24 protein-coding genes are annotated in these 23368 nt (G+C 58.3%); 20 read left to right on the plus strand and 4 right to left on the minus strand.

All coding sequences use genetic code 11. The features are described from left to right. Nucleotides 1-7: 7 nt before the first annotated feature. The 20 genes from PhaeoP97_RS04985 (at nucleotide 8) to PhaeoP97_RS05080 (ending at nucleotide 19333) form a co-directional block, all read left to right on the plus strand. Nucleotides 8-613 (plus strand): NADH-quinone oxidoreductase subunit C, encoded by a 606-nt coding sequence (locus PhaeoP97_RS04985; RefSeq protein WP_072504143.1) that lies wholly within the window; start codon nucleotides 8-10, stop codon nucleotides 611-613. Nucleotides 614-767: 154 nt separating this feature from the next. Then, a complete protein-coding gene (locus PhaeoP97_RS04990) occupies nucleotides 768-1979 on the plus strand; it encodes an NADH-quinone oxidoreductase subunit D (RefSeq protein ID WP_072504144.1) in 1212 nt (403 codons plus the stop codon). Next, nucleotides 1979-3172: an NADH-quinone oxidoreductase subunit E gene (locus PhaeoP97_RS04995; protein ID WP_072504145.1), complete on the plus strand. Its 1194-nt coding sequence runs from the start codon at nucleotides 1979-1981 to the stop codon at nucleotides 3170-3172. Before PhaeoP97_RS04990 ends, PhaeoP97_RS04995 begins: the two co-directional genes overlap by 1 nt. 52 nt (nucleotides 3173-3224) lie before the next feature. Further along, nucleotides 3225-3452 carry a DUF5337 domain-containing protein gene (locus tag PhaeoP97_RS05000; RefSeq protein ID WP_014874156.1) on the plus strand — a complete coding sequence of 76 codons (228 nt, stop codon included), beginning with the start codon at nucleotides 3225-3227 and terminating at the stop codon, nucleotides 3450-3452. Between the two features lie 6 nt (nucleotides 3453-3458). Then, complete coding sequence (gene nuoF, locus PhaeoP97_RS05005) at nucleotides 3459-4757, plus strand: NADH-quinone oxidoreductase subunit NuoF (RefSeq protein WP_072504146.1); 1299 nt, start codon at nucleotides 3459-3461, stop codon at nucleotides 4755-4757. Between the two features lie 15 nt (nucleotides 4758-4772). Continuing rightward, nucleotides 4773-5123 carry a hypothetical protein gene (locus tag PhaeoP97_RS05010; RefSeq protein WP_072504147.1) on the plus strand — a complete coding sequence of 117 codons (351 nt, stop codon included), beginning with the start codon at nucleotides 4773-4775 and terminating at the stop codon, nucleotides 5121-5123. A gap of 119 nt (nucleotides 5124-5242) precedes the next feature. Then, the gene (locus PhaeoP97_RS05015) at nucleotides 5243-5647 is read left to right on the plus strand and encodes a DUF5333 domain-containing protein (protein WP_072506304.1); all 405 of its coding nucleotides are present in this window, start codon (nucleotides 5243-5245) and stop codon (nucleotides 5645-5647) included. 3 nt (nucleotides 5648-5650) lie between these two features. Then, nucleotides 5651-7669 (plus strand): NADH-quinone oxidoreductase subunit NuoG, encoded by a 2019-nt coding sequence (gene nuoG, locus PhaeoP97_RS05020; RefSeq protein WP_072504148.1) that lies wholly within the window; start codon nucleotides 5651-5653, stop codon nucleotides 7667-7669. Next, entirely contained in the window at nucleotides 7666-8052 is a 387-nt protein-coding gene (locus PhaeoP97_RS05025) for a hypothetical protein (protein WP_040172819.1), read from the plus strand. The genes nuoG and PhaeoP97_RS05025 overlap by 4 nt, the downstream gene beginning before the upstream one ends. Nucleotides 8053-8058: 6 nt before the next feature. Continuing rightward, the gene (nuoH, locus tag PhaeoP97_RS05030) at nucleotides 8059-9096 is read left to right on the plus strand and encodes an NADH-quinone oxidoreductase subunit NuoH (protein WP_061048882.1); all 1038 of its coding nucleotides are present in this window, start codon (nucleotides 8059-8061) and stop codon (nucleotides 9094-9096) included. 3 nt (nucleotides 9097-9099) lie between these two features. Then, a complete protein-coding gene (nuoI, locus tag PhaeoP97_RS05035) occupies nucleotides 9100-9594 on the plus strand; it encodes an NADH-quinone oxidoreductase subunit NuoI (protein ID WP_014879596.1) in 495 nt (164 codons plus the stop codon). After that, nucleotides 9591-10010, plus strand: a complete 420-nt coding sequence (locus PhaeoP97_RS05040; protein WP_014879597.1) for a carboxymuconolactone decarboxylase family protein — start codon at nucleotides 9591-9593, stop codon at nucleotides 10008-10010. The genes nuoI and PhaeoP97_RS05040 overlap by 4 nt, the downstream gene beginning before the upstream one ends. Next, complete coding sequence (locus PhaeoP97_RS05045) at nucleotides 10007-10609, plus strand: NADH-quinone oxidoreductase subunit J (protein WP_072504149.1); 603 nt, start codon at nucleotides 10007-10009, stop codon at nucleotides 10607-10609. Before PhaeoP97_RS05040 ends, PhaeoP97_RS05045 begins: the two co-directional genes overlap by 4 nt. Nucleotides 10610-10613: 4 nt before the next feature. Continuing rightward, nucleotides 10614-10919: an NADH-quinone oxidoreductase subunit NuoK gene (gene nuoK / locus PhaeoP97_RS05050; protein WP_014874166.1), complete on the plus strand. Its 306-nt coding sequence runs from the start codon at nucleotides 10614-10616 to the stop codon at nucleotides 10917-10919. Nucleotides 10920-10925: 6 nt separating this feature from the next. After that, nucleotides 10926-13052 carry an NADH-quinone oxidoreductase subunit L gene (gene nuoL, locus PhaeoP97_RS05055; protein ID WP_072504150.1) on the plus strand — a complete coding sequence of 709 codons (2127 nt, stop codon included), beginning with the start codon at nucleotides 10926-10928 and terminating at the stop codon, nucleotides 13050-13052. Next, the gene (locus tag PhaeoP97_RS05060) at nucleotides 13052-14599 is read left to right on the plus strand and encodes an NADH-quinone oxidoreductase subunit M (RefSeq protein WP_072504151.1); all 1548 of its coding nucleotides are present in this window, start codon (nucleotides 13052-13054) and stop codon (nucleotides 14597-14599) included. Before nuoL ends, PhaeoP97_RS05060 begins: the two co-directional genes overlap by 1 nt. 13 nt (nucleotides 14600-14612) lie before the next feature. Continuing rightward, nucleotides 14613-16052: an NADH-quinone oxidoreductase subunit NuoN gene (nuoN, locus tag PhaeoP97_RS05065; RefSeq protein ID WP_072504152.1), complete on the plus strand. Its 1440-nt coding sequence runs from the start codon at nucleotides 14613-14615 to the stop codon at nucleotides 16050-16052. Between the two features lie 70 nt (nucleotides 16053-16122). Continuing rightward, nucleotides 16123-16872 (plus strand): biotin--[acetyl-CoA-carboxylase] ligase, encoded by a 750-nt coding sequence (locus PhaeoP97_RS05070; protein WP_072504153.1) that lies wholly within the window; start codon nucleotides 16123-16125, stop codon nucleotides 16870-16872. 15 nt (nucleotides 16873-16887) lie between these two features. Further along, on the plus strand, nucleotides 16888-17676 hold the full coding sequence (locus PhaeoP97_RS05075) for a type III pantothenate kinase (RefSeq protein ID WP_014874171.1): 789 nt from the start codon (nucleotides 16888-16890) through the stop codon (nucleotides 17674-17676). Further along, on the plus strand, nucleotides 17666-19333 hold the full coding sequence (locus tag PhaeoP97_RS05080) for a ribonuclease J (RefSeq protein WP_072504154.1): 1668 nt from the start codon (nucleotides 17666-17668) through the stop codon (nucleotides 19331-19333). Before PhaeoP97_RS05075 ends, PhaeoP97_RS05080 begins: the two co-directional genes overlap by 11 nt. Before the next feature lie 109 nt (nucleotides 19334-19442). Here PhaeoP97_RS05080 and PhaeoP97_RS20420 read toward each other — a convergent pair whose 3' ends face one another. The 4 genes from PhaeoP97_RS20420 to PhaeoP97_RS05100 form a co-directional block, all read right to left on the minus strand. Continuing rightward, nucleotides 19443-19616, minus strand: coding sequence for an RSP_7527 family protein (locus PhaeoP97_RS20420; RefSeq protein WP_192849681.1), 174 nt, complete (start codon nucleotides 19614-19616; stop codon nucleotides 19443-19445). Nucleotides 19617-19852: 236 nt separating this feature from the next. Beyond that, nucleotides 19853-21427, minus strand: coding sequence for a DEAD/DEAH box helicase (locus tag PhaeoP97_RS05090; RefSeq protein WP_072504156.1), 1575 nt, complete (start codon nucleotides 21425-21427; stop codon nucleotides 19853-19855). A gap of 169 nt (nucleotides 21428-21596) precedes the next feature. After that, nucleotides 21597-22589 carry a glycosyltransferase family 2 protein gene (locus PhaeoP97_RS05095; RefSeq protein ID WP_072504157.1) on the minus strand — a complete coding sequence of 331 codons (993 nt, stop codon included), beginning with the start codon at nucleotides 22587-22589 and terminating at the stop codon, nucleotides 21597-21599. Beyond that, nucleotides 22586-23338, minus strand: a complete 753-nt coding sequence (locus PhaeoP97_RS05100) for a hypothetical protein (protein WP_072506305.1) — start codon at nucleotides 23336-23338, stop codon at nucleotides 22586-22588. Before PhaeoP97_RS05100 ends, PhaeoP97_RS05095 begins: the two co-directional genes overlap by 4 nt. Nucleotides 23339-23368 lie beyond the last annotated feature (30 nt).

Here is a 23368-nt window from a genome sequence, read left to right on the forward strand (position 1 = left end):
GACAAAAATGACTGAAGCCCTGAACGAACTCGGCACTCAGATTGCTGCAAAGCGCCCCGACTGTGTTATTGGTTGGGATGTCACCTTTGGTGAGCTTAACGTCGATGTGGCCCCGGCAAACGTTGCTGGGTTTGTTGAGTTTCTGAAAGCGGATGCGACTTGCAAGTTCTCATCTCTGGTGGATATCACAGCGGTGGACTATCCGGATCGCCCAAAGCGCTTCGACGTGGTCTACCACTTCCTGTCGATGTATCAGAACCACCGGATCCGCCTGCGCGTGTCGATCCGCGAAGATGAAATGCTGCCGTCAATCGTTGCGATCCATCCGTCGGCAAACTGGTTTGAGCGGGAGGTGTTTGACATGTTCGGCATCCTGTTCACCGGTCACCCTGATTTGCGCCGGATCCTCACCGACTATGGCTTTCGCGGTCATCCGTTGCGCAAGGACTTCCCAACCACCGGTTACACAGAGGTTCGCTACGACGAGGCGCAAAAGCGCGTTGTCTACGAACCGGTTAATCTGGTGCAGGAATATCGCCAGTTTGACTTTATGAGCCCGTGGGAAGGTGCCGAATACATCCTGCCCGGAGACGAGAAAGAGGGGGCGAAGTAATGTGGTACGACGCTTTTTCCGAGGTCGGCGCGCTGCTCTTGGGTTGCGCTGCAATGTTGGCTTCAGTGAATACCCATTTAAAAAAAAATCTTCTGGTGACCAAATTGGTCATTAACAGAGAAGGCGAATTCGCTATGTCTGGAGGTCACGCATAATGGACGGCTCCAAAATGGATGACGCCCTGACCGGCGAACAGAAGATCCGTAACTTCAACATCAACTTCGGCCCGCAACACCCTGCGGCGCACGGCGTTCTGCGTCTGGTGCTGGAGCTGGATGGCGAAATCGTTGAGCGTTGCGATCCGCACATCGGCCTGTTGCACCGCGGCACCGAAAAGCTGATGGAGAGCCGGACGTATCTGCAGAACCTGCCGTATTTCGACCGCCTCGACTATGTGGCGCCGATGAACCAGGAACATGCCTGGTGTCTGGCCATCGAAAAGCTGACCGGCGTGGAAGTGCCGCGTCGTGCCTCGTTGATCCGTGTGCTCTATTCCGAGATTGGCCGTATCCTCAATCACCTGCTGAACGTGACGACGCAGGCGATGGATGTGGGCGCGCTGACCCCGCCGCTCTGGGGCTTTGAAGAGCGCGAAAAGCTGATGATTTTCTACGAGCGGGCCTGTGGTGCGCGCTTGCACGCGGCCTATTTCCGCCCCGGCGGGGTTCATCAGGACCTGCCGGACGCGCTGATCGACGATATTGAGGCATGGACGCACACCTTCCCGGCGGTGATGGATGACATCGACGGGTTGCTGACCGAAAACCGAATTTTCAAGCAGCGTAATGCGGATATCGGTGTCGTGACTGAGGAAGATATCCTCAACTACGGTTTCTCCGGCGTCATGGTGCGCGGATCTGGTCTGGCATGGGATCTGCGTCGTTCGCAGCCCTATGAGTGCTATGATGAATTCGACTTCCAAATCCCGGTCGGCAAGAACGGCGACTGCTATGATCGCTATCTCGTCCGTATGGAAGAGATGCGCCAGTCGCTGTCAATAATCCGTCAGTGTATCGGCAAGCTGCGCGAAACGCCCGGCGATATTCTGGCCCGTGGCAAACTGACCCCGCCCAACCGTCGCGATATGAAAACCTCAATGGAGAGCCTGATCCACCACTTCAAGCTCTATACCGAAGGCTTCCACGTCCCCGGTGGCGAAGTCTATGCAGCGGTTGAGGCCCCGAAGGGGGAGTTTGGCGTCTATCTGGTCGCAGATGGCACCAACAAACCCTATCGCGCCAAGCTGCGCGCGCCCGGCTTCCTGCATTTGCAGGCCATGGATTATGTGGCCAAGGGCCACCAACTCGCCGACGTCGCTGCCATTATCGGCACCATGGACGTCGTATTTGGAGAGATTGACCGCTAATGCTTCGTCGTCTGCATTCCGAACAACCTGATAGCTTTGCCTTCACGTCTGAAAACCAGACATGGGCCGAGGCGCAGATCACAAAATTCCCCGAAGGCCGTCAGGCTAGCGCGATCATTCCGCTGCTGTGGCGTGCGCAGGAGCAGGAAGGCTGGCTGAGCAAGCCTGCAATTGAATATGTCGCGGACATGCTGGGCATGGCCTATATCCGCGCACTTGAAGTGGCGTCTTTCTACTTCATGTTCCAGCTGCAACCGACTGGTTCGATCGCGCATGTCCAGATTTGCGGCACAACGTCCTGCATGATTTGCGGTGCAGAGGATCTGATCGCCGTCTGTCAGGATAAGATCGCGAACAAGCCATTCACCCTGTCCGCAGATGGTAAGTTCACTTGGGAAGAGGTCGAGTGCCTTGGTGCTTGCACCAACGCGCCCATGGCTCAGATCGGCAAGGATTATTACGAAGACCTGACCGCTGAAGGCTTTGCCAAGCTGCTCGATGATCTGGCCGCCGGTCAGGTGCCGCTGCCGGGTCCGCAGAACGGGCGCTACGCGGCTGAACCAAAGTCGGGTCTGACCTCGCTGACGGAATATGAAAGTGGCAAGGCGCAGTATAACGCGTCTGTGCAGCTGGCCGCCGACATTGGTGATAGTGTTAAGCGCATTCAAGGCACCGAAGTGCCGCTGCTGGCACCCTGGATCGGCAAGGATGGCAAAGTTGCCGGTCGCGATAGCGCCGACACACCGCCACCTGCGCCTAAAACGCCTTTGCCAGCCGTCAAACAGGCAGAGGTCGCAAAGGCCAAAAGCGAGACTCCTAAGAAGGCCACGCCAAAGAAAGCCGCCGTGAGCGAGCCCGCCTCTCCCGAGGGAGCTGCTGCAAAGACGGGCGCCGAGGTTGAAGAAAAGCCTGAGACCCTGACCGTCGCTCGCGATGGCAAGGCAGATGATCTGAAGATGCTGAAAGGTGTCGGTCCCAAGCTGGAGCAGACCCTGAACGAGCTGGGCTTCTTCCACTTCGACCAAATCGCCGCCTGGACAGACGAGCAGATCACCTGGGTCGACAGCCGGTTGAAATTCAAGGGACGCATTGTCCGCGATGGCTGGATCGAACAGTCCCGGCAGCTCGCGGCAGGTGAGGAAACGGACTTCGCCAAGAAGGCCAAGGCCGACGATCGCTACAAAGACGACTGAAACAAGATAATCGCCGCTGCCCATCGGGGCAGGGGCCAAAATTCAGGACCATATGAGCGTAGAACACGACAAAGCACTGGCAGCAAAGGGGCGGCACATCGCGTTGGTGATTGCCGCAACCATGCTTGGTTGGCTGGCGATGTCACTGTTCATCGGCCCCGCACTGGGGCTCGCCGGACGCTACGCTCTGCTGTTTGATTTTGCAGCCCTTGCAGGCTTCATCTATGCAGCGGTCAACATTTTTCAACTCTGGCGGATGCGCCAGGACAGCCAAAGGTAGGCAGACATGCTGAAGGACCAGGACCGGATCTTTACCAACCTTTACGGGATGCATGAGCGCACATTGGCAGGCGCAAAACAGCGGGGCCATTGGGATGGTACTGCGGGCATCATCGAAAAAGGGCGGGACTGGATCATCCAGAACATGAAGGATTCCGGCCTGCGCGGACGCGGTGGTGCGGGCTTCCCGACCGGCCTGAAATGGTCCTTTATGCCCAAGGAAAGCGACGGCCGCCCCTCCTATCTGGTCATCAACGCCGATGAATCGGAACCGGGCACCTGTAAAGACCGCGAGATCATGCGCCATGATCCGCACACGCTGATCGAGGGCGCGCTGATCGCGTCCTTCGCGATGAATGCGCATACCTGCTACATCTACCTGCGCGGCGAATACATCCGTGAGCGCGAGGCGCTGCAGGCCGCGATTGACGAATGCTATGACCAGGGTCTGCTGGGTCGCAATGCAGCCGGATCCGGCTGGGACTTTGACGTCTTTCTGCATCATGGTGCAGGGGCTTATATTTGCGGCGAAGAAACTGCCCTGATTGAAAGCCTTGAGGGCAAGAAGGGCATGCCACGTATGAAGCCGCCGTTCCCGGCGGGCGCCGGTCTTTATGGCTGCCCGACCACGGTGAACAACGTGGAATCCATTGCCGTGGTGCCGACCATTCTGCGCCGTGGCCCGGATTGGTTTGCAGGCTTTGGCCGTCAGAACAACGCAGGCACCAAGCTGTTTGCGATCTCCGGTCACGTCAACAACCCCTGTGTGGTTGAAGAGGCAATGTCGATCTCCTTTGAGGAGCTGATCGAGAAGCATTGCGGCGGCATTCGGGGCGGTTGGGACAACCTTCTGGCGGTCATTCCCGGTGGATCGTCTGTTCCTTGTGTGCGCGGTGAAAAGATGAAAGACGCCATCATGGACTTTGACTATCTGCGCGGCGAACTGGGCTCCGGCCTTGGCACCGCAGCGGTCATCGTGATGGACAAACAGACCGACATCATCAAAGCGATCTGGCGCCTGTCCAAGTTCTACAAGCACGAAAGCTGTGGCCAGTGCACACCCTGCCGTGAAGGCACTGGCTGGATGATGCGCGTGATGGATCGTCTGGTGAAAGGTGAGGCAGAACTGGAAGAGATCGACATGCTGTGGGACGTGACCAAGCAGGTTGAAGGCCACACAATTTGCGCATTGGGTGATGCGGCGGCCTGGCCGATCCAGGGCCTGATCCGCAACTTCCGTGAAGAGATCGAAGACCGTATAAAAGCACAGAAAACCGGGCGCTTGGGCGCTATGGCAGCGGAATAAGGCAGGGGATAGCGGATGATCACGGGCGTGACCAAAATCATGACTGCGCTTGCCCTTGGGGGGGCGATTCTGGCTGGCTGTGGCGATATCATCAAAGATCGCCCAACCTATGCTGGTGTGCCGTTCAAGGCCAAATCCAAAGCCGTCAACAAGAAAGAGACACTGGCCAAGTTCACCACTACCGTGTCCAAGGCGACGCAGTCTCTGGACGGTGCGCGGTTGGCTGCTCATCACGACGGCACCCGCTATTGTATCGAGAACTTCGGCTCGTCCCGCATTCTCTGGCAGTCGGATCCGTTGGACACGGATGTGGGCGTGCCGTTGGATGGTGATACGGCGGTTTACGCGGGAACCTGCACCCCGTGATCCGCGATTTCGCATATCTCATGGCTGCGCGGACATCCGTGTTATTGCATAACGGCCGTGCATCAGCGCCTGCTGAACGTTCTTTTACAAAGGAACGTTCGACCATGCGATATCTGACCCTGCGCAGTCTGATTGCAAGCTGTGCCACCTGCCTGTTGCTGTTGCCGACGTCGGCAGCAGCCAAATCATCCTTGCGCGATGTGCAAGAGATTGAAGATCCGTTGTTCGCCGTCGCTGTGGCCAAGGAAGTGGCAGACCATTGCGACAGCATTTCAGCACGCTTTTTCAAAGGCCTGACAGAGTTGCGTCGCCTCAAGGCACGCGCCAATGAACTGGGCTACTCTGACACCGAAATCCGCGCCTACATCGGCTCGGACAGTGAAAAAACCCGAATGCGAGCCAAGGGAGAACGCTTCCTGGCGCAAAACGGGGTCTCATATGAGAAAACGGAAACTTTCTGTACGTTTGGTCGTGCGGAAATCAAGAAAAATAGCGCGATCGGCGTTTTATTGAGGGCGAAATAGACCATGTCTGACCTCCGCAAGATCAACATTGACGGAACCGAGATTGAGGTGGATGGGGCAATGACCCTGATCCAGGCTTGTGAAGAGGCTGGGGTGGAAATTCCCCGGTTCTGCTATCATGAGCGTCTATCCATCGCCGGCAATTGCCGCATGTGCCTGGTTGAGGTTGTGGGCGGCCCGCCGAAACCTGCCGCTTCCTGCGCCATGCAGGTACGTGATTTGCGTCCCGGCCCCGAAGGTCAGGCACCGCAGGTGAAGACAAACTCACCGATGGTCAAAAAGGCCCGTGAGGGCGTGATGGAGTTCCTGCTGATCAACCACCCGCTGGATTGCCCGATCTGCGATCAGGGCGGCGAATGCGATCTGCAGGATCAGGCTATGGCCTATGGCGTTGATTTCTCGCGCTTCCGCGAAGCCAAGCGCGCGGTTGATGACCTTGACCTTGGTCCGCTGGTCGGTACCGCGATGACGCGTTGCATCTCCTGCACCCGCTGCGTCCGCTTCACCACCGAGGTGGCAGGCATCACCCAGATGGGCCAGACCGGTCGGGGAGAGGATAGCGAAATCACCTCCTACCTGAATGAGACGCTGGATTCGAACCTGCAAGGCAACATCATCGATCTTTGCCCGGTTGGGGCGCTGACGTCGAAACCCTACGCCTTCACCGCGCGTCCGTGGGAGCTGACCAAGACCGAAACCATCGACGTGATGGACGCGCTTGGCTCCAACATCCGCGTGGACACCAAGGGCCGCGAAGTGATGCGGATCCTGCCGCGCAACCATGACGGCGTGAACGAGGAATGGATCAGCGACAAGACCCGTTTCGTCTGGGACGGCTTGCGCCGCCAGCGTCTGGATCGTCCTTACGTTCGTGTCGATGGCAAGCTGAAGCCCGCCACCTGGCCCGAAGCGCTGGAGGCTGCGGCCACAGCGATGAAGGGCAAGAAAATCGCCGGTCTGATCGGTGATCTGGTCCCGGTTGAGGCGGCTTTTGCGCTGAAACAGCTGGTCGAAGGGCAGGATGGCAAGGTTGAGTGCCGGACTGACAAGGCCCGTCTGCCTATCGGCAACCGCGCGGCCTATGTCGGCACCGCCACCATCGAAGATATCGACAGCGCCAAGGCGATCATGCTGATCGGCACCGACCCCCGCAACGAGGCGCCGGTTCTGAATGCGCGCCTGCGCAAGGCTTGGATCAATGGCGCCAATATCGGCCTGATCGGCCAGCCGGTCGATCTGACCTATGACTATGCTCACCTCGGTACCGACCGCGCAGCGCTTGAGGCGCTTGTGAACGGCGAAACCGACGGCGCGATTGGCAAGGATACGCTGGTCATAGTCGGCCAGGGCGCCCTGCGTGAGGCCGATGGTCTGGCCGTACTGGCCCATGCGCAGAAATACGCGGCCATGACCGAATCTAAGCTGCTGGTGCTGCACACCGCTGCGGGCCGTGTCGGCGCGATGGATGTCAACGCTGTCACCGAAGGTGGCCTTGAAGCGGCCATTGACGGCTCAGAGGTGATCTACAACCTCGGCGCTGATGAGGTCGAAATTGATGCAGGCGCCTTTGTGATCTACCAGGGCTCGCACGGCGATCGCGGAGCGCATCGTGCCGATATCATCCTGCCAAGTGCTGCTTACACCGAGGAAAACGGCCTGTTTGTGAATACTGAAGGCCGCCCGCAACTGGCCATGCGCGCGAGCTTCGCGCCCGGTGAGGCGAAGGAAAACTGGGCGATCCTGCGGGCGCTGAGCGCAGAATTGGACGCCAAGCTTCCCTATGACTCGCTGGCGCAACTGCGCACCGCGCTGGTCGCAGAGGTGCCGCATCTGGCCCGCATCGACGACGTGGCGGAAAACGAGGGTCCGGCGCTTGAGGTTGAGGCGATGGGCAAGGCCGCGTTTGTGCCCGCGGTCAAGGATTTCTATCTGACCAACCCGATTGCGCGGTCGTCGCAGCTGATGGCAGAACTGTCGGCGGGTGCAAAGGCGCGCGGCGCTGAGAAGATCGCAGCGGAGTGATCCGGGCGGGCATCATATCGCCCTTGCTGCTGGCGGCCTGCGTGCAGGCCCCACAGACATCGCAGGCGCCGTTCACCCCCGATTATCAAGGGGTGGAAACGCGGCTTCTGGATGGCGATCTGGTGCAGTTCCACGTTGCCATGACCGGTGCCAGAAACAGCGCCGATCTGGATAATTATGCTGAATGCGCAGCGGCGCAATATGCGCTGATCCGCGGTTATGGATTTGCACGTCACGTGCGCACAAAAATGAAACAAGAGGGTGGCGTTCAGACGGCAGATGCTGTCTACACCATCTCGCCTTCCCTCCCGCGCGGACTGCGCACCATCGACGCTGAAGTCGTGGTCGCGGATTGCGAGGCTAACGGAATACCCACGGTGTGAGGACCTATGGCTGAATTCTTTAACACCCCAGGCGGCATTGCTGTACTGATCCTGGCGCAAGTGCTTGCAGTTGTTGCCTTTGTCATGATTTCGCTTCTGTTCCTCGTTTACGGGGACCGCAAAATCTGGGCGGCTGTCCAGATGCGCCGAGGCCCCAATGTGGTGGGCATCTATGGCCTGCTGCAATCGGTTGCGGACGCACTCAAATACGTCGTCAAAGAGGTGGTGATACCCGCCGGTGCTGACCGCACCGTGTTTATCCTGGCACCACTGACCAGTTTTGTTCTGGCGATGATCGCTTGGGCGGTGATCCCCTTCAACGACGGCTGGGTGCTCTCGGATATCAACGTCGCCATTCTCTATGTGTTCGCGGTCTCCTCGCTTGAAGTCTACGGCGTGATCATGGGCGGTTGGGCGTCCAACTCGAAATATCCGTTCCTTGGCTCCTTGCGCTCTGCGGCACAGATGATCTCTTACGAGGTCTCCATCGGTCTGATCATCGTTGGTGTGATCATCTCCACCGGTAGCATGAACTTCGGTGATATCGTGCGCGCGCAGGATGGCGATCTGGGACTGTTGAACTGGTACTGGATCCCACATTTCCCGATGGTGTTCCTGTTCTTCATCTCGGCATTGGCCGAAACCAACCGCCCGCCGTTCGACCTGCCTGAGGCGGAATCGGAGCTGGTCGCGGGCTACCAGGTGGAATACTCGGCGACGCCCTTCCTGCTGTTCATGGCTGGTGAGTATATCGCCATCTTCCTGATGTGTGCGCTGACAACCCTGCTGTTCTTTGGCGGCTGGCTGTCCCCGATCCCGGGCCTGCCCGATGGCGTCTTGTGGATGGTCGCAAAAATGGCGTTCTTCTTCTTCCTTTTCGCAATGGTAAAGGCGATCACCCCCCGCTACCGCTACGACCAGCTGATGCGCCTGGGCTGGAAAGTGTTCCTGCCGTTCTCACTGGCTTGGGTGGTCTTCGTATCCTTTGCTGCAAAATTTGACTGGTTCTGGGGCATCTTCGCCCGCTGGACCGTGGGAGGCTAACTGATGGCGAACATCGACTACACCCGCGCCGCCAAATACTTCCTGCTGCAGGATTTCTGGGTCGGCTTCAAACTGGGGCTGAAGTATTTCTTCGCGCCCAAGGCCACCCTGAACTATCCGCACGAGAAGGGGCCTCTGTCGCCTCGCTTTCGTGGCGAACATGCGCTGCGTCGCTATCCAAACGGCGAAGAACGCTGCATTGCCTGCAAACTGTGCGAGGCGGTTTGCCCGGCGCAGGCGATCACCATCGACGCGGAACCGCGCGAGGACGGCAGCCGCCGCACCACGCGCTATGACATCGACATGACCAAATGCATCTACTGCGGTTTCTGCCAGGAAGCCTGCCCAGTGGATGCTATTGTCGAAGGCCCGAACTTCGAGTTTGCGACCGAAACCCGCGAGGAGCTGTTCTACGACAAGGACAAGCTGCTTTCGAACGGCGAACGCTGGGAAGCTGAGATTGCGCGCAACCTCGAACTGGATGCGCCCTACCGATGAGCGACGCCAAGAACCCATTTGAGGCCATGATGGCCCAGGCTCAGGACATGGCCAAAGCCCTGAACCCCGCGTTGGAGAGCTTCTCTCCCACCGGTGCGTTCAAGGAGTTTGAGGCGCTGTGGCCGACGATGCCGAAAGACGTCATGGAAATGATGTTCGGCAATACTGTCAACAAGGGCGGCCTGGATGCCAAAACCCGCCTGTTGCTGACGCTGGCCGGGCTGACAATGCAGGGCGCGCAGGCAGATTCAGCCGTGCGCCAGACCGTACGCCACGCCCTAGCGGCGGGCGCGAAGAAACAAGAGATCGTTGAAACGATCGGACAGATGTCGGTGTTTGCCGGCATCCCGGCCATGACCCGCGCGCTGGAGCTGGCGCAAGAGGTCATGGACGCCAAAGGGGACAATGAAACATGAGCGTTTTTGCCTTTTACCTCTTTGCCATCAGCGCCATCACCGGCGGGCTGTTCACGGTGATCAGCCGTCAGCCGGTGCATTCGGTGCTGTGGCTGATCCTGGCCTTCATTTCCTCCGCCGGGCTGTTCGTCCTGCTGGGGGCGGAATTTGTCGCCATGCTGCTGATCATCGTCTACGTGGGCGCGGTTGCGGTGCTGTTCCTCTTCGTGGTGATGATGCTGGATGTGGATTTCGCCGAGCTGAAAGCCGAGATGGCGCGCTACATGCCGCTGGCGCTGCTCATCGGTCTGGTGATCCTCATGCAATTCGTCATGGCCTTTGGCGCTTGGGAAACCGCACCGGCAGCAGCGACACAGCTGGCCCAACCGATCCCGACGGACCAACATAACACCGAGGCGCTTGGCCTCATCATTTATGATCAATACTTCCTTCTGTTCCAGCTCTCCGGCCTGATCCTGCTGGTTGCGATGATCGGTGCCATTGTGCTGACCCTACGCCACCGCACGGACGTCAAGCGCCAGGATGTCGTCGCCCAGATGATGCGTGATCCGGCCACCGCGATGGAACTCAAGGATGTGAAACCGGGGCAGGGGCTTTGAGACAATGATCACACTCGAGCATTATCTAACCGTCGCGGCGACGCTGTTCGTCATCGGCATCTTCGGGCTCTTCCTGAACCGCAAGAACGTCATCATCCTGCTGATGAGCATCGAACTGATGCTCCTGGCGGTGAACATCAACCTTGTGGCCTTCTCCAGCTTCCTTGGCGATCTGGTGGGTCAGGTCTTCACCCTCTTTGTGCTGACCGTGGCCGCCGCTGAGGCCGCCATTGGCCTTGCGATCCTGGTTTGCTTCTTCCGCAACCGCGGCACTATCGCCGTGGAAGACATCAACGTGATGAAGGGCTAAAGCGTCATGGAAACCATCCTTCTCTTTGCCCCTCTGGTCGGGGCCATCATTTGTGGCTTTGGCTGGAAGTTTATCGGCGAGACCGCAGCCACGTGGACCGCAACCGGGCTTTTGTTCCTGTCGGCGCTTTTGTCGTGGATTGTCTTCCTCAGCTTCGACGGGATTACACAGTCGATTGAGATCATGCGCTGGATCGAAAGCGGCTCGCTGTCGACCTCCTGGGCGATCCGTCTGGACCGGATGACTGCGATCATGCTGATCGTTGTAACCACCGTGTCATCGCTGGTGCATCTCTATTCCTTTGGCTACATGGCCCATGACCCGCAGTGGAAAGACGGCGAGAGCTACAAGCCGCGCTTCTTCGCCTATCTGTCGTTCTTTACCTTTGCGATGCTGATGCTGGTGACCTCTGACAATCTGGTCCAGATGTTCTTTGGCTGGGAAGGCGTGGGCGTTGCCTCCTACCTGCTGATCGGCTTCTATTACCGCAAGCCCTCGGCCAACGCGGCTGCGATGAAAGCGTTTATCGTCAACCGTGTGGGTGATTTCGGCTTTGCGCTTGGTATCTTTGCCTTGTTCTTCCTGACCGACAGCATCAACTTTGACGACATCTTTGCAGCCGTGCCGCAGCTGGCGGAAACCCAGCTAAGCTTCCTGTGGTCGGAGTGGAATGCCGCCAATCTGATTGCAGTCCTGTTGTTCATTGGTGCCATGGGTAAATCGGCTCAGCTGATCCTGCACACATGGTTGCCGGATGCGATGGAAGGCCCGACGCCGGTGTCGGCGCTGATCCACGCGGCCACCATGGTGACTGCGGGCGTATTCCTGGTCTGCCGCATGTCGCCGCTGATGGAGTTCGCGCCCGAGGCGACAACTTTCATCACCGTGCTGGGTGCAACCACGGCCTTCTTCGCGGCCACTGTAGGTCTGGTGCAGACCGACATCAAACGCGTCATCGCTTATTCGACCTGCTCGCAGCTTGGCTACATGTTCGTGGCCGCAGGTGTTGGCATGTATTCCGCCGCGATGTTCCACCTGTTCACACATGCCTTCTTCAAGGCGATGCTGTTCCTTGGCGCGGGCTCCGTCATCCACGCGATGCACCACGAGCAGGACATGATGAACTATGGCGGCCTGCGTAAAAAGATCCCTTATACCTTTGCCGCGATGATGATCGGTACGCTGGCCATCACCGGTGTTGGTATTCCACTGACCCATTTTGGTTTTGCCGGTTTTCTGTCGAAAGACGCCATCATCGAAAGCGCCTACGCAGGGGGATCCTCCTATGGGTTCTGGATGCTGGTGATCGCAGCTGCGATGACCTCCTTCTACAGCTGGCGCCTGATTTTCCTGACCTTTTACGGCAAACCGCGCGGCGACAAGCATACGCATGATCACGCGCACGAAAGCCCCATGGTTATGTTGATCCCGTTGGGCGTGCTCGCCCTCGGTGCGATCTTCTCTGGCATGCTCTGGTATAACAGCTTCTTCGGCCATGCTGATAAGGTTGGCAAATTCTACGGCATCCCGGTGGTAGAAGCGTCTGCAGCAGCGCACGGCGAAGAGGTCGCAGCAGATGCGGACCACGGCGCTGATGACAGCCACGCCACCACGGCGGATGAGGGTCATGGCGCAGCTGACGCATCCGGTGAGCATCACTATGTTTTCGCGGGTCAACCGGGAGAGGGCGCGCTGTATTTTGGTGCTGATAACACTGTTCTGGATGACGCACATGCCGCCCCGAAATGGGTAAAGGTGTCGCCGTTCATTGCAATGCTGCTTGGCCTTGGTCTTGCGATCCTGTTCTATATCGTGAATCCAAGCCTTCCAGGCCGTCTCGCCAAGCAACAGCAGCCGCTATATCTGTTCCTCAAGAACAAGTGGTACTTTGACGAGCTTTACGACGTTGTCTTTGTCAAACCGACCATGATGATCGGCCGTTTCCTGTGGAAGCGTGGCGATGGCAAGACGATTGATGGCGCGTTGAACGGTATCGCCCTTGGGATCATCCCCTTCTTCACCCGCCTCGCCGGTCGCGCTCAGTCGGGTTACATTTTCACCTATGCCTTCTGGATGGTGCTGGGCATTGCTGCCCTGGTTACCTGGATGTCGATCGGCGGAGGAGCGCACTGATGGACAATCTCCTTTCTATTGTCACCTTTATCCCGGCGCTTGCAGCGGCCATTCTGGCCCTGTTCCTGCGCGGCGAGGATGAGGCGGCGCAACGCAACGCCAAGTCTGTTGCGCTTTTTGCCACCACGGTCACTTTTCTGGTGAGCCTTGGCATCTATTTCCAGTTCGACCCCTCTGATACGGGATTTCAGTTTGTGGAAGAGGCTGAGTGGATCTTCGGCCTGAAATACAAAATGGGTGTCGATGGCATTTCCGTGCTCTTCGTGATGCTCACCACCTTTGTGATGCCGCTGACCATTCTGGCCAGCTGGGGTGTGAATACCCGCGTCAAGGAATACATGATCGCCTTCCTGATGCTGGAAACGCTGATGCTTGGCGTGTTCATGGCGCTGGATCTGGTGTTGTTCTACCTGTTCTTTGAGGCAGGCCTGATCCCGATGTTCCTGATCATCGGGATCTGGGGCGGCAAGGAACGGATCTACGCGTCGTTCAAATTCTTCCTCTACACCTTCTTCGGCTCGGTGCTGATGCTGGTGGCGATGGTCGCGATGTACGCAGATGCGGGCACCACCGATATCGCGCAATTGCTGACGCACAGCTTCTCGGCCTCAGGGTTCGAACTGCTGGGCATCCAGGTCGTTGGCGGGATGCAGACACTGTTGTTCCTGGCGTTCTTTGCTTCCTTCGCGGTGAAAATGCCGATGTGGCCGGTCCACACTTGGCTGCCCGATGCGCACGTACAGGCACCGACCGCAGGTTCAGTGGTGCTGGCGGCGATCCTGTTGAAGATGGGCGGCTATGGCTTCCTGCGCTTCAGCTTGCCGATGTTCCCTGTCGGGGCTGACGTGATGACCGATCTGATCCTGTGGATGTCGGCGATTGCAGTTGTCTACACCTCGCTTGTGGCGCTGGTGCAGTCGGACATGAAGAAGCTGATCGCCTATTCCTCGGTTGCACATATGGGCTTTGTGACCATGGGGATCTTTGCGGCCAATCAGCAGGGCATTGACGGCGCGATCTTCCAGATGCTGAGCCACGGTTTCATCTCGGCGGCGCTGTTCCTTTGTGTTGGCGTCATCTATGACCGCATGCACACGCGGGACATCGACGCCTATGGTGGTCTTGTCATCCGGATGCCCGCCTATGCGCTGGTCTTCATGTTCTTCACCATGGGCAACGTCGGTCTGCCGGGCACGTCGGGCTTCATCGGTGAATTCTTGACCCTGATGGGGACCTTCCAGAAGAACACCTGGGTCGCAGCTGTTGCTGCAACTGGCGTCATCTTCTCGGCAGGTTATGCGCTGTGGCTCTATCGCCGTGTGGTTTTTGGCGACCTGATCAAAGGCAGCCTCAAGACCATCAAGGATATGACTGCCCGCGAGCGCTTCATCTTTGCACCGCTGGTGGTGATGACCATCCTTCTGGGGGTCTACCCGGCGCTTGTCACCGATATCATCAGCCCGTCGACCGAGGCGCTGATTGCAAACTTCAATGAATCTCTGGCCGCCGCGGACCTGTCCCCGGCGACCCAGATAGCTTCGCACTAAGGGGGCGTGGGCGATGATCCCAGCTGATCTCACCGTTATCCTGCCAGAGATTGTTCTGGCGCTCAGCGCAATGGCGGCGCTCCTCGGCGCCGTCTACACCGGCAAGGACAAACTGGCCCCGGCGTTGATCTGGCTGATGGCCGGCCTGATGTCGGCGCTGGCGATCTGGATCGGGACAGGCGCGTCCGGTAGCCGTGAGGCGTTCAACGGTATGTTTGTCGACGACGGGTTCGCTCGTTTTGCCAAGGTTGCCATTCTGCTATCGGCCTCGGCGGTTCTGGTCATGGGCCAGGATTACATGTCGCGCCGCGGCATGCTGCGGTTTGAATACCCCATCCTCGTTGCGCTCAGCGCGGTGGGCATGATGGTTATGGTCTCTGCCGGCAACCTGATGTCGCTCTATATGGGTCTCGAGCTGCAGTCGCTGGCGCTTTATGTTGTGGCGTCCCTGCGTCGTGACAGCGTGAAATCGACCGAAGCCGGCCTGAAGTATTTCGTGCTTGGCGCGCTGTCTTCCGGCTTGCTGCTCTATGGCGCGTCCTTGGTCTACGGCTTTGCTGGAACCACCGACTTTGCAGGTATCTACGCCGTTGCCAAGCACGGTGAAGTGTCCATCGGGCTGCTGTTTGGTCTGGTCTTCCTGATCTCTGGCTTGGCGTTCAAGGTATCTGCTGTGCCGTTCCACATGTGGACCCCGGACGTCTATGAAGGTGCGCCCACGCCAGTTACCGCATTCTTTGCATCTGCGCCGAAGGTTGCCGCCATGGGCCTGTTTGCGCGCGTGATGCATGATGCCTTTGGCCATGCGGTGCAAGACTGGAGCCAGGTAATTGCACTGCTTTCGCTGCTCTCCATGTTCGTGGGTGCGGTTGCCGCGATTGGTCAGCGCGATATCAAACGTCTGATGGCCTATTCCTCCATTGCTCATATGGGCTATGCGCTGATGGGTCTTGCAGCAGGTACCGCCTATGGCGTGCAGGCCTTGTTGGTCTATATGGCGATCTATGTCTCGATGAACATCGGGACCTTTGCCTTCATCCTGATGATGGAGAAAGACGGTAAGCCAATCACCGATATCCGCGCACTGAACCTCTATTCTCGCCGTGAGCCGGGCAAGGCGCTGGCGGTGCTGATCCTGCTGTTTTCACTGGCAGGCGTGCCGCCGATGCTGGGGTTCTTTGGCAAGCTATACGTGCTGAACGCGGCCTATCAGGCGGGTTTGGCGTGGCTTGCGGTTGCGGGCGTGATCGCCTCGGTCATCGGGGCCTTCTACTACCTGCGCATCGTCTATTACATGTACTTTGGTGAAGAGGGCGAGGAGCTGGAAACCAACCGCTCGCCAATCCTCTGGGGTTTCCTGATGGCGTCGGCTGCGGTGATGCTTCTGGGTATTATCAACATGTTCGGCATCGAGGGTGCAGCAGCATCAGCGGCTGCCACGCTGGTCAACTGACCGCTCTAACACAGAACACACAAAGGCCTGGTCTGCGGACCGGGCCTTTTTGCCTTGAAGGGACAGGATCATGAGTGAGTGGCCAGAGGGATACGGACGCAGCCTGCTAGAGGAGGTGGACAGCACGCTGGATGAGGCCGCGCGTCGTGCGCCGACGCTGACAGGTCCGGAATGGATCATGGCCAAGCGCCAGACCAAGGGGCGGGGCCGCAGAGGGCGTGCGTGGAAAGAGCCCAAGGGGAATTTCGCCGCAACTCTGGTGATGCGGCCGGATGGCGCGCCGGAGCAGGTGGCGCTGCGCAGTTTCGTGGCGTCTCTGGCGCTGCATGATGCCTGTGTGGCGCTTTGCGGTGAGACTGCTGGCCTGTCGTTGAAGTGGCCCAATGATGTGTTGCTGAACGGCGGTAAACTGGCAGGGATCCTACTGGAAAGCGCGGGAGCTGCCGACGGCGTTTCCCATCTGTCGATTGGGATCGGGGTCAATCTGATTGAGACGCCGATGCAGGAATGGCTGGAACCGGGTGCCGTCTGGCCTGTTTCGCTGCTATCTGAGACCGGCGTCCATGTGACACCCGAGGATTTCCTGACTGAGCTGGCCGCAGCCTACGACCGCTATGAAACCCAATTCGTCACCTATGGGTTTGAGCCGATCCGTACGGCCTGGTTGGCCCGTGCGGCCCGTCTGGGCGAGGTGATCATGGCGCGCACCTCCAATTCCGAAACCGAGGGAACGTTCGAGACGGTGGACGCCAGTGGAAACCTCGTCTTAAAAACCGCCAAGGGCCGCGTTAATATCCCGGCGGCGGACATCTTTTTCTAGGGAAGGGGAGCGGCGATGCTTCTGGCGGTGGATTGCGGCAATACCAACACGGTGTTTTCAATCTGGGACGGTGACAGTTTTGTTGGAACCTGGCGCACGGCCAGTGACTGGCGGCGCACGGCAGATCAGTATTTTGTCTGGCTCAACACGTTGATGCGACTTGAGGGTATTGAGGCGGATATCACCGATATGATCATCTCGTCTACTGTGCCGCGGGTGGTGTTTAACCTGCGCGTTCTGGCGGATCGCTACTACAACACCCGTCCCCTCGTGGTGGGCAAGCCGGATTGCCTGTTGCCGGTGTCGGTGCGGGTGGATCAGGGAACCAATGTTGGACCTGACCGTTTGGTCAATACAGTCTCTGGGTTTGACAAATACGGTGGCAATCTGATCGTGGTCGATTTTGGCACAGCAACAACCTTTGATGTGGTCGCCGAGGATGGTGCCTATATCGGCGGGGTCATTGCGCCTGGGGTCAACCTCAGCCTTGAGGCGCTGCATCAGGCCGCCGCCGCCTTGCCCCATGTGGATATCTCCAAACCGCAGTCCGTCATCGGCACCAATACGGTTGCATGTATGCAGTCAGGTGTGTTCTGGGGGTACGTAGGACTGGTGCGTGAAATCTGCGCCCGCATCAAGGCGGAGCGTGACGTACCTATGAAAGTAATCTCGACAGGCGGGCTGGCGCCTTTGTTCCAGCAAACAGCGGATCTGTTTGACGCATTTGAGGATGATCTCACGATGCATGGGCTACAGATCATACACAAATATAATAAGGATAACGGTCTCGAGGATGAGCACTGAACGTTTAATCTACCTGCCCCTGGGTGGGGCGGGCGAAATTGGCATGAACGCCTATGTCTACGGCTACGGCAAACCGGGCAAGGAACGCCTGATCCTGGTCGATCTGGGCGTCACTTTCCCGGATATGGACAGCACCCCCGGCGTCGATCTGATCATGCCCGACATCCGTTGGCTGAAAAAGCGCGCGGATCAGCTGGAAGGGGTGTTCATCACTCACGCCCATGAGGACCATATCGGTGCGGTTGCGCATCTTTATCGTGATCTGAATGTGCCAATTTATGCCCGTGCCTTTACCGCCAATCTGGCGCGCCGCAAAATGGACGAAGCGGGTCTGGACAGCGAAGAGGTGAAAACCGTCTCCGCCTGGCCCGAAGTCACCAAATTGGGGCCGTTTACCATCGGCGTCGCGCCGATCTCCCATTCGATCCCGGAAAGTGGTGGTCTGGTGATCGACACACCTGCCGGCCGCATCGTGCACACCGGCGATTTCAAAACAGACCCGACCCCGATTGTGGGCGAGGCGTTTGATCCGGAAATGTGGGCGGATATCGCTAAGGACGGCGTCAAGGCATTGGTTTGCGATTCCACCAATGTTTTCTCACTGAACCCTGGCCGTTCCGAGGTTGACGTCGGCCCTGAAATTACTCGCCTTGTGGGCGAGGCCGAGGGCATGGTGGTCGCAACGACTTTCGCCTCCAATGTCGCGCGCGTAAAAACGCTGGCCGAGGCAGGCCAGCGGGCAGGGCGCTCGGTTGTGCTTTTGGGCCGTGCCATGCAGCGCATGATTGAAGCTGCGACAGAGACCGGCGTGCTGAAGAATTTCCCGAAGGTTGTCAGCACCGAGGCCGCTCAGGAGCTGCCGCGTGAAAACCTGATGTTGATCGTGACTGGCAGCCAGGGGGAACGCCGTGCGGCGTCCGCACAGCTTGCGCGCGGCAAGTACCGTGGCATTGAGGTGAAAGAGGGCGATATGTTCCTGTTCTCCTCCAAGACCATTCCGGGCAATGAACGCGGTGTCATTCGCATCATCAACCAATTCTCTGAAAAGGGCGTTGATGTGGTTGATGACAGCTCCGGTCTTTACCATGTCTCGGGCCACGCAAACCGCCCCGATCTGGAGCGGATGCATGATATCATCAAGCCGCAGATGCTGATTCCGATGCACGGTGAACACCGCCATCTGCGTCAGCATGCTCGTCTGGGCGAAGCCAAAGATATCGCCAGCGCGGTTGTGGTCAACGGCATGATGATGGATCTGACCGGAGACCAACCCAAGGTGGTTGATTATGTCGACACCGGTCGTACGTATCTGGACGGCTCTGTCAAATATGGCGCGATGGACGGCGTCGTACGGGACCGTATCCGTATGGCCCTGAACGGCCATGTGGTTGTCACGGTTATTCTGGACGAGCAAGATGAGCCACTGGGTGAACCCTGGTGTGATATCAAGGGTCTGGCTGAAACTGGTCGATCCAATGCCGCACTGGTAGAGGTGATGGAAGAGGATCTGAACCAGTTCATGATGCGCGCCGGTGCCAAAACGCTGCGTGACGATGATAAGCTGGAAGAGAACCTGCGCCGGGTCGCACGTCAGACCGCACAGAATGAGATCGGCAAAAAACCCGAGGTGACCGTGGTGGTCAGCCGGATGCGCTAGAATATTTCAAGCGCCAATTGAGACACAAAAAGCCCCGGCCAGATTGGTCGGGGCTTTTGCGTTCAGTGGGGCCAGGCACCCCTAAGATATCAGAGGCCGGGCTTGGTGGTCAGGCGTGACGTGGGCGTGTGACCAGTGCAGCCAGTTTAGCGGGAAGGGCCGCAATACCACGCCCCAAAGCGCGCAGGAAGCTGGCCATCGCCTCAGCGCGCAGCTCGTGGGCGCGGGCTTCGATGGCGCGAATTTCGTCAGCGGTCACGTTCGGAAAATCTACGGTGTTCATGGCAGGCCTCATATTGATCTGATGCGTCTTGTTGCCCTTCAAGTAGTCGCTGTGCGGATTGGGGACATCTGCAAAAATGGGCATTCCCGCCATGCTGCAAGTGCAAAGCTCTGGGGCTTCGGCCAATTTCCTCTATATGGTTGCACCACAAAGAGTTGGCGCGCCAAGAAAAAGGGCCGCCCAGTAAAGGACAGCCCGATGTCTTGTGTGTAAATCAGTAAGATCAGGTCGAGGTCTTATCCGGCACGCCGCTCGGCAAAGCTGAGCGCGATAAAACTGGGCATATGATCGCCCATGCCAACCACATTGCGGTCGTTTCCACGATCATTACCGCCACGCCCGCGACCTGACTTCTGGTTGCTTTTCTGGCCATGTTTGCCGCCTGCAGATTTACTCTCTGCTGGCTTGCCGCGCGAAGAAGAGGGCCGGTTGTCACTGCGATTTTGGCTCTCTTGATCTGTCTGCTGTGGCTCGATTTGAGGCGTGTCCTTGACTTCGACCGGGGTGACATCCTCGGTCACTTTAACCTCTGCTGTTGCGGTCTCTGCCTTGGATGAGGCACTGCTGCGAGAGGAGGAGCGACGTGTCCGCGTCTTGCGCTCAGCTGCCGGGGCCGCATCGTCAGCGTCCTTGCTGCTGGCCTGCGGCTCGGCTTTGACCTTCTTCAGCGGATTTTCAAGGCGCGGGATCTCGTTCTGGACCAGACGCTCGATATCTTCGAGGTTCTTTTCGTCTTTGGGGACGCAGATCATCATCGCAGTACCATCGCGACCCGCACGACCTGTCCGCCCAATCCGGTGCACGTAATCCTCGGCGTGGCTGGGCACGTCGAAATTGAACACATGGCTGACGCTGGGAACGTCAAGCCCACGCGCGGCAACATCCGAGGCCACAAGAAAGCGTAGCGATCCCTCGCGGAAACCTTCAAGCGTTTTGGTGCGCTGGCTCTGGTCCAGATCACCGTGAATTGGCGCCGCGTCATAGCCGTATTTCTTCAGCGATTTTGCAACGATATCCACGTCCGTCTTACGGTTGCAGAAGATGATCGCATTTGTGCATTTTTCGCCTTCCTGATCAATCAGGTGGCGCAGCAACTTGCGCTTTTCGCTGGCTTCGCGATCGCGGCGCGAGGCTTTGAACAGCACAACACCCTGGGTGATGTTTTCGGAAGTGGTTGCCTGACGGGCCACTTCAACACGCGCCGGTGCAGAAAGGAACGTATTGGTGATCCGTTCGATCTCGGGTGCCATGGTGGCAGAGAAGAACAGCGTTTGACGGGTAAAGGGGGTAAGGCCAAAGATCCGCTCGATATCGGGGATGAAGCCCATGTCGAGCATTCGATCCGCTTCATCCACAACCATGACCTTGACGTCAGAGAGGATCAGTTTGCCGCGTTCGAAATGATCGAGCAGGCGGCCGGGCGTTGCGATCAGAACGTCCACACCTTTGTCGATCAGCGTGTCCTGTTCCTTGAACGAAACGCCGCCGATGAGCAGGGCCTTCGTCAGCTTGAGGTGTTTTGTATAGGTGTCGAAATTCTCGGCCACCTGTGCTGCCAGTTCACGCGTAGGGCAAAGCACCAGACTGCGCGGCATACGGGCACGGGCGCGACCACGGGCAAGCATGGTGATCATCGGCAAGGTAAAAGATGCCGTCTTGCCGGTGCCGGTCTGTGCAATACCCAGCACATCGCGCCCTTCAAGAGCCGGGGGAATCGCCCCTGCCTGAATAGGGGTGGGGGATTCGTAACCCGCTTCCTCAATTGCCTTGAGAACTTTGGGGTTCAGGTTCAGATCTGAAAATTTTGTCATTTGCGTCCGTTTTTGCGGACACTGACCTGGCCCGCGCGTGTATGTCATAGCCAGTTCCGCATGGTCTTGCGTGCTGTCTGTACCGGCTTGCGCGGGGAATAGCAAAAACCACTGCAATCGTCAAATGAAGCGACCATCCACGACAGCAAAGGGGGGAAATAAGACAGGGTTATACCCTGTCTGCGCCCAAATGGTCACCAATTCTCGTAAAATGAGGGAAATGTTTCGCTGTGACACCGGCCAAGTCGAATTCTCGGACCCGCAGCAATCCCTCTGCCTGTAGCCTGTCGCGTAGCAAAGGTGAGTCGGCACAGACCGTATCAAAGAAAGCGCGCAGCCCAGCCAGGCCGTCTTTTTCCTCGATCTCGCTCAATACTTCATGCAGGTTGCGCCCGCCGTTAGCGCGTGGGCGGTGGGGTTTCAATGCCGCCCGGTAGGATCCGCGCTCCAGCCGGTAGCGGTACTGCGCCAGCCAATGCGACCAATCCTGACAATGGCGGTGACAAAGATCGGTGGCTGACAACTCCACGCGGCCCGGATTTTCAATGTCGGCGAGATAGGCGTTGTGGATGCGCAATTCAAACGGGGCAGGGCCGCAGCGCAGAAATTGTTTGCCCTGGACATGGCTCAGAAAACCGCCACGCAAATCCTGGCCATAACTAGGATACAAACGCTGAAGCGCACCATCACTGTCTGCGTGCTGTGGAACCGGAGCCTTATAGGCATCCTCGGATCCCGCCAAGGCCTCTAACGGCCGGACGCGGGCACAGATCGCATCCGTTGGCAGGGCGGCCAGCTGCGCGCCGATCGCCGTTTGGGCCCAAAGGAACTCATCCACGTCCATATGGATCAGCCAGTCGACCTCCCCATGCGCCTGATTGCGGTAGCAGCGGGTGGCGTTATGGGTTTGCCGGGGTTGATGCTTCTGCGGCCGACCGTGTTTGGCGCGCGCCCAATAGGATGCGTCGCACAATGTTGGGCGAATTTTAGGATGTGCTTTCAGATGCGGCCATGCCTCTGGGCAAGGTGTGTCCAGATAAAGGTAGAGGCGATGCGCGCCGCGCTCCAGATGATGCGCTGCAAAGGCTAGAATTGCAGTGGCTTCCGCCTTAATCGTGGCCACCACACCCCATGTGTCCCGTTTTACGTGACTGCTGATCACAGACGCGGCACCTTGCTTTTGTATCGCTGGACGCGACCAAAGATGCTGCGCGGATCGCTCATCACCATGCGCAACATCTGCACACCAAGCGGTTGCAGGGCTGAATCCTGTTCGGCGTAGCGCCAGAGCCGTGCCAGCATATGCCGGTCCAGATCCCCATGGGGGAGGTGGTAGGGTTTCATGCCCAAACCCAGTGCGTCCAGATCTTTGCCCTTGATGCGGGGGAAACCATTGTCGGTAGCGCGCCCTGACAGTCGTCGTTCACTGTCGTGTAGTTTGATCAGATGAAACAGCATCTGTAGCCCCTGACCGCCGAGACGCTGTTCTATAGTGTCGCCATGGTCAGCAAAGGTCGCCGCCGCTGATATCAGCCAACGGGTGGAGAGTTCAGAGGCCAGATTTGCACCCTGCTCGCGCCAAATCCGCAGGAACAGCTGCCGCGCTTCGGCAGGCGGATCCCGGCGGCGCAGGATTGCAATGCAGAGCGCATGCAGCGCCCAGATCTCGGGAAGGTCTGCGAACTCGTCCCTAAGGGCCTGCCATTTATGGGCGATGTGATGATCCGCAAGATCGCTTAGATCAGTGACGGCAGCCCCGCCCGAAGGTGGCAGCGGCGCGCAGAGTGTAGAAAAATCCACATCTACAGGCGGCAGCGCTGTCGCAGCCTCAAGAAACGGGGTCTCCTTTTTCTCAAGCTGTCGCATCAGCTTATAGAACCCGCCTGGATAATTTTCGTTGTCGAGATCCATGGCAGGTTCTGTTGTCACCAGTTGGTCAGG

This window comes from Phaeobacter porticola (assembly GCF_001888185.1).
GTDB classification, from domain to species: domain Bacteria; phylum Pseudomonadota; class Alphaproteobacteria; order Rhodobacterales; family Rhodobacteraceae; genus Phaeobacter; species Phaeobacter porticola.

What these genes read in the sequence shown, in the direction of transcription:
- PhaeoP97_RS04985 (WP_072504143.1), top strand. Translation starts at nt 8, where the DNA reads ATGACTGAAGCCCTGAACGAACTCGGCACTCAGATTGCTGCAAAGCGC.
- PhaeoP97_RS04990 (WP_072504144.1), top strand. Translation starts at nt 768, where the DNA reads ATGGACGGCTCCAAAATGGATGACGCCCTGACCGGCGAACAGAAGATC.
- PhaeoP97_RS04995 (WP_072504145.1), top strand. Translation starts at nt 1,979, where the DNA reads ATGCTTCGTCGTCTGCATTCCGAACAACCTGATAGCTTTGCCTTCACG.
- PhaeoP97_RS05000 (WP_014874156.1), top strand. Translation starts at nt 3,225, where the DNA reads ATGAGCGTAGAACACGACAAAGCACTGGCAGCAAAGGGGCGGCACATC.
- nuoF (WP_072504146.1), top strand. Translation starts at nt 3,459, where the DNA reads ATGCTGAAGGACCAGGACCGGATCTTTACCAACCTTTACGGGATGCAT.
- PhaeoP97_RS05010 (WP_072504147.1), top strand. Translation starts at nt 4,773, where the DNA reads ATGATCACGGGCGTGACCAAAATCATGACTGCGCTTGCCCTTGGGGGG.
- nuoG (WP_072504148.1), top strand. Translation starts at nt 5,651, where the DNA reads ATGTCTGACCTCCGCAAGATCAACATTGACGGAACCGAGATTGAGGTG.
- nuoH (WP_061048882.1), top strand. Translation starts at nt 8,059, where the DNA reads ATGGCTGAATTCTTTAACACCCCAGGCGGCATTGCTGTACTGATCCTG.
- nuoI (WP_014879596.1), top strand. Translation starts at nt 9,100, where the DNA reads ATGGCGAACATCGACTACACCCGCGCCGCCAAATACTTCCTGCTGCAG.
- PhaeoP97_RS05040 (WP_014879597.1), top strand. Translation starts at nt 9,591, where the DNA reads ATGAGCGACGCCAAGAACCCATTTGAGGCCATGATGGCCCAGGCTCAG.
- PhaeoP97_RS05045 (WP_072504149.1), top strand. Translation starts at nt 10,007, where the DNA reads ATGAGCGTTTTTGCCTTTTACCTCTTTGCCATCAGCGCCATCACCGGC.
- nuoK (WP_014874166.1), top strand. Translation starts at nt 10,614, where the DNA reads ATGATCACACTCGAGCATTATCTAACCGTCGCGGCGACGCTGTTCGTC.
- nuoL (WP_072504150.1), top strand. Translation starts at nt 10,926, where the DNA reads ATGGAAACCATCCTTCTCTTTGCCCCTCTGGTCGGGGCCATCATTTGT.
- PhaeoP97_RS05060 (WP_072504151.1), top strand. Translation starts at nt 13,052, where the DNA reads ATGGACAATCTCCTTTCTATTGTCACCTTTATCCCGGCGCTTGCAGCG.
- nuoN (WP_072504152.1), top strand. Translation starts at nt 14,613, where the DNA reads ATGATCCCAGCTGATCTCACCGTTATCCTGCCAGAGATTGTTCTGGCG.
- PhaeoP97_RS05070 (WP_072504153.1), top strand. Translation starts at nt 16,123, where the DNA reads ATGAGTGAGTGGCCAGAGGGATACGGACGCAGCCTGCTAGAGGAGGTG.
- PhaeoP97_RS05075 (WP_014874171.1), top strand. Translation starts at nt 16,888, where the DNA reads ATGCTTCTGGCGGTGGATTGCGGCAATACCAACACGGTGTTTTCAATC.
- PhaeoP97_RS05080 (WP_072504154.1), top strand. Translation starts at nt 17,666, where the DNA reads ATGAGCACTGAACGTTTAATCTACCTGCCCCTGGGTGGGGCGGGCGAA.
- PhaeoP97_RS20420 (WP_192849681.1), bottom strand. Translation starts at nt 19,616, where the DNA reads ATGAACACCGTAGATTTTCCGAACGTGACCGCTGACGAAATTCGCGCC.
- PhaeoP97_RS05090 (WP_072504156.1), bottom strand. Translation starts at nt 21,427, where the DNA reads ATGACAAAATTTTCAGATCTGAACCTGAACCCCAAAGTTCTCAAGGCA.
- PhaeoP97_RS05100 (WP_072506305.1), bottom strand. Translation starts at nt 23,338, where the DNA reads ATGGATCTCGACAACGAAAATTATCCAGGCGGGTTCTATAAGCTGATG.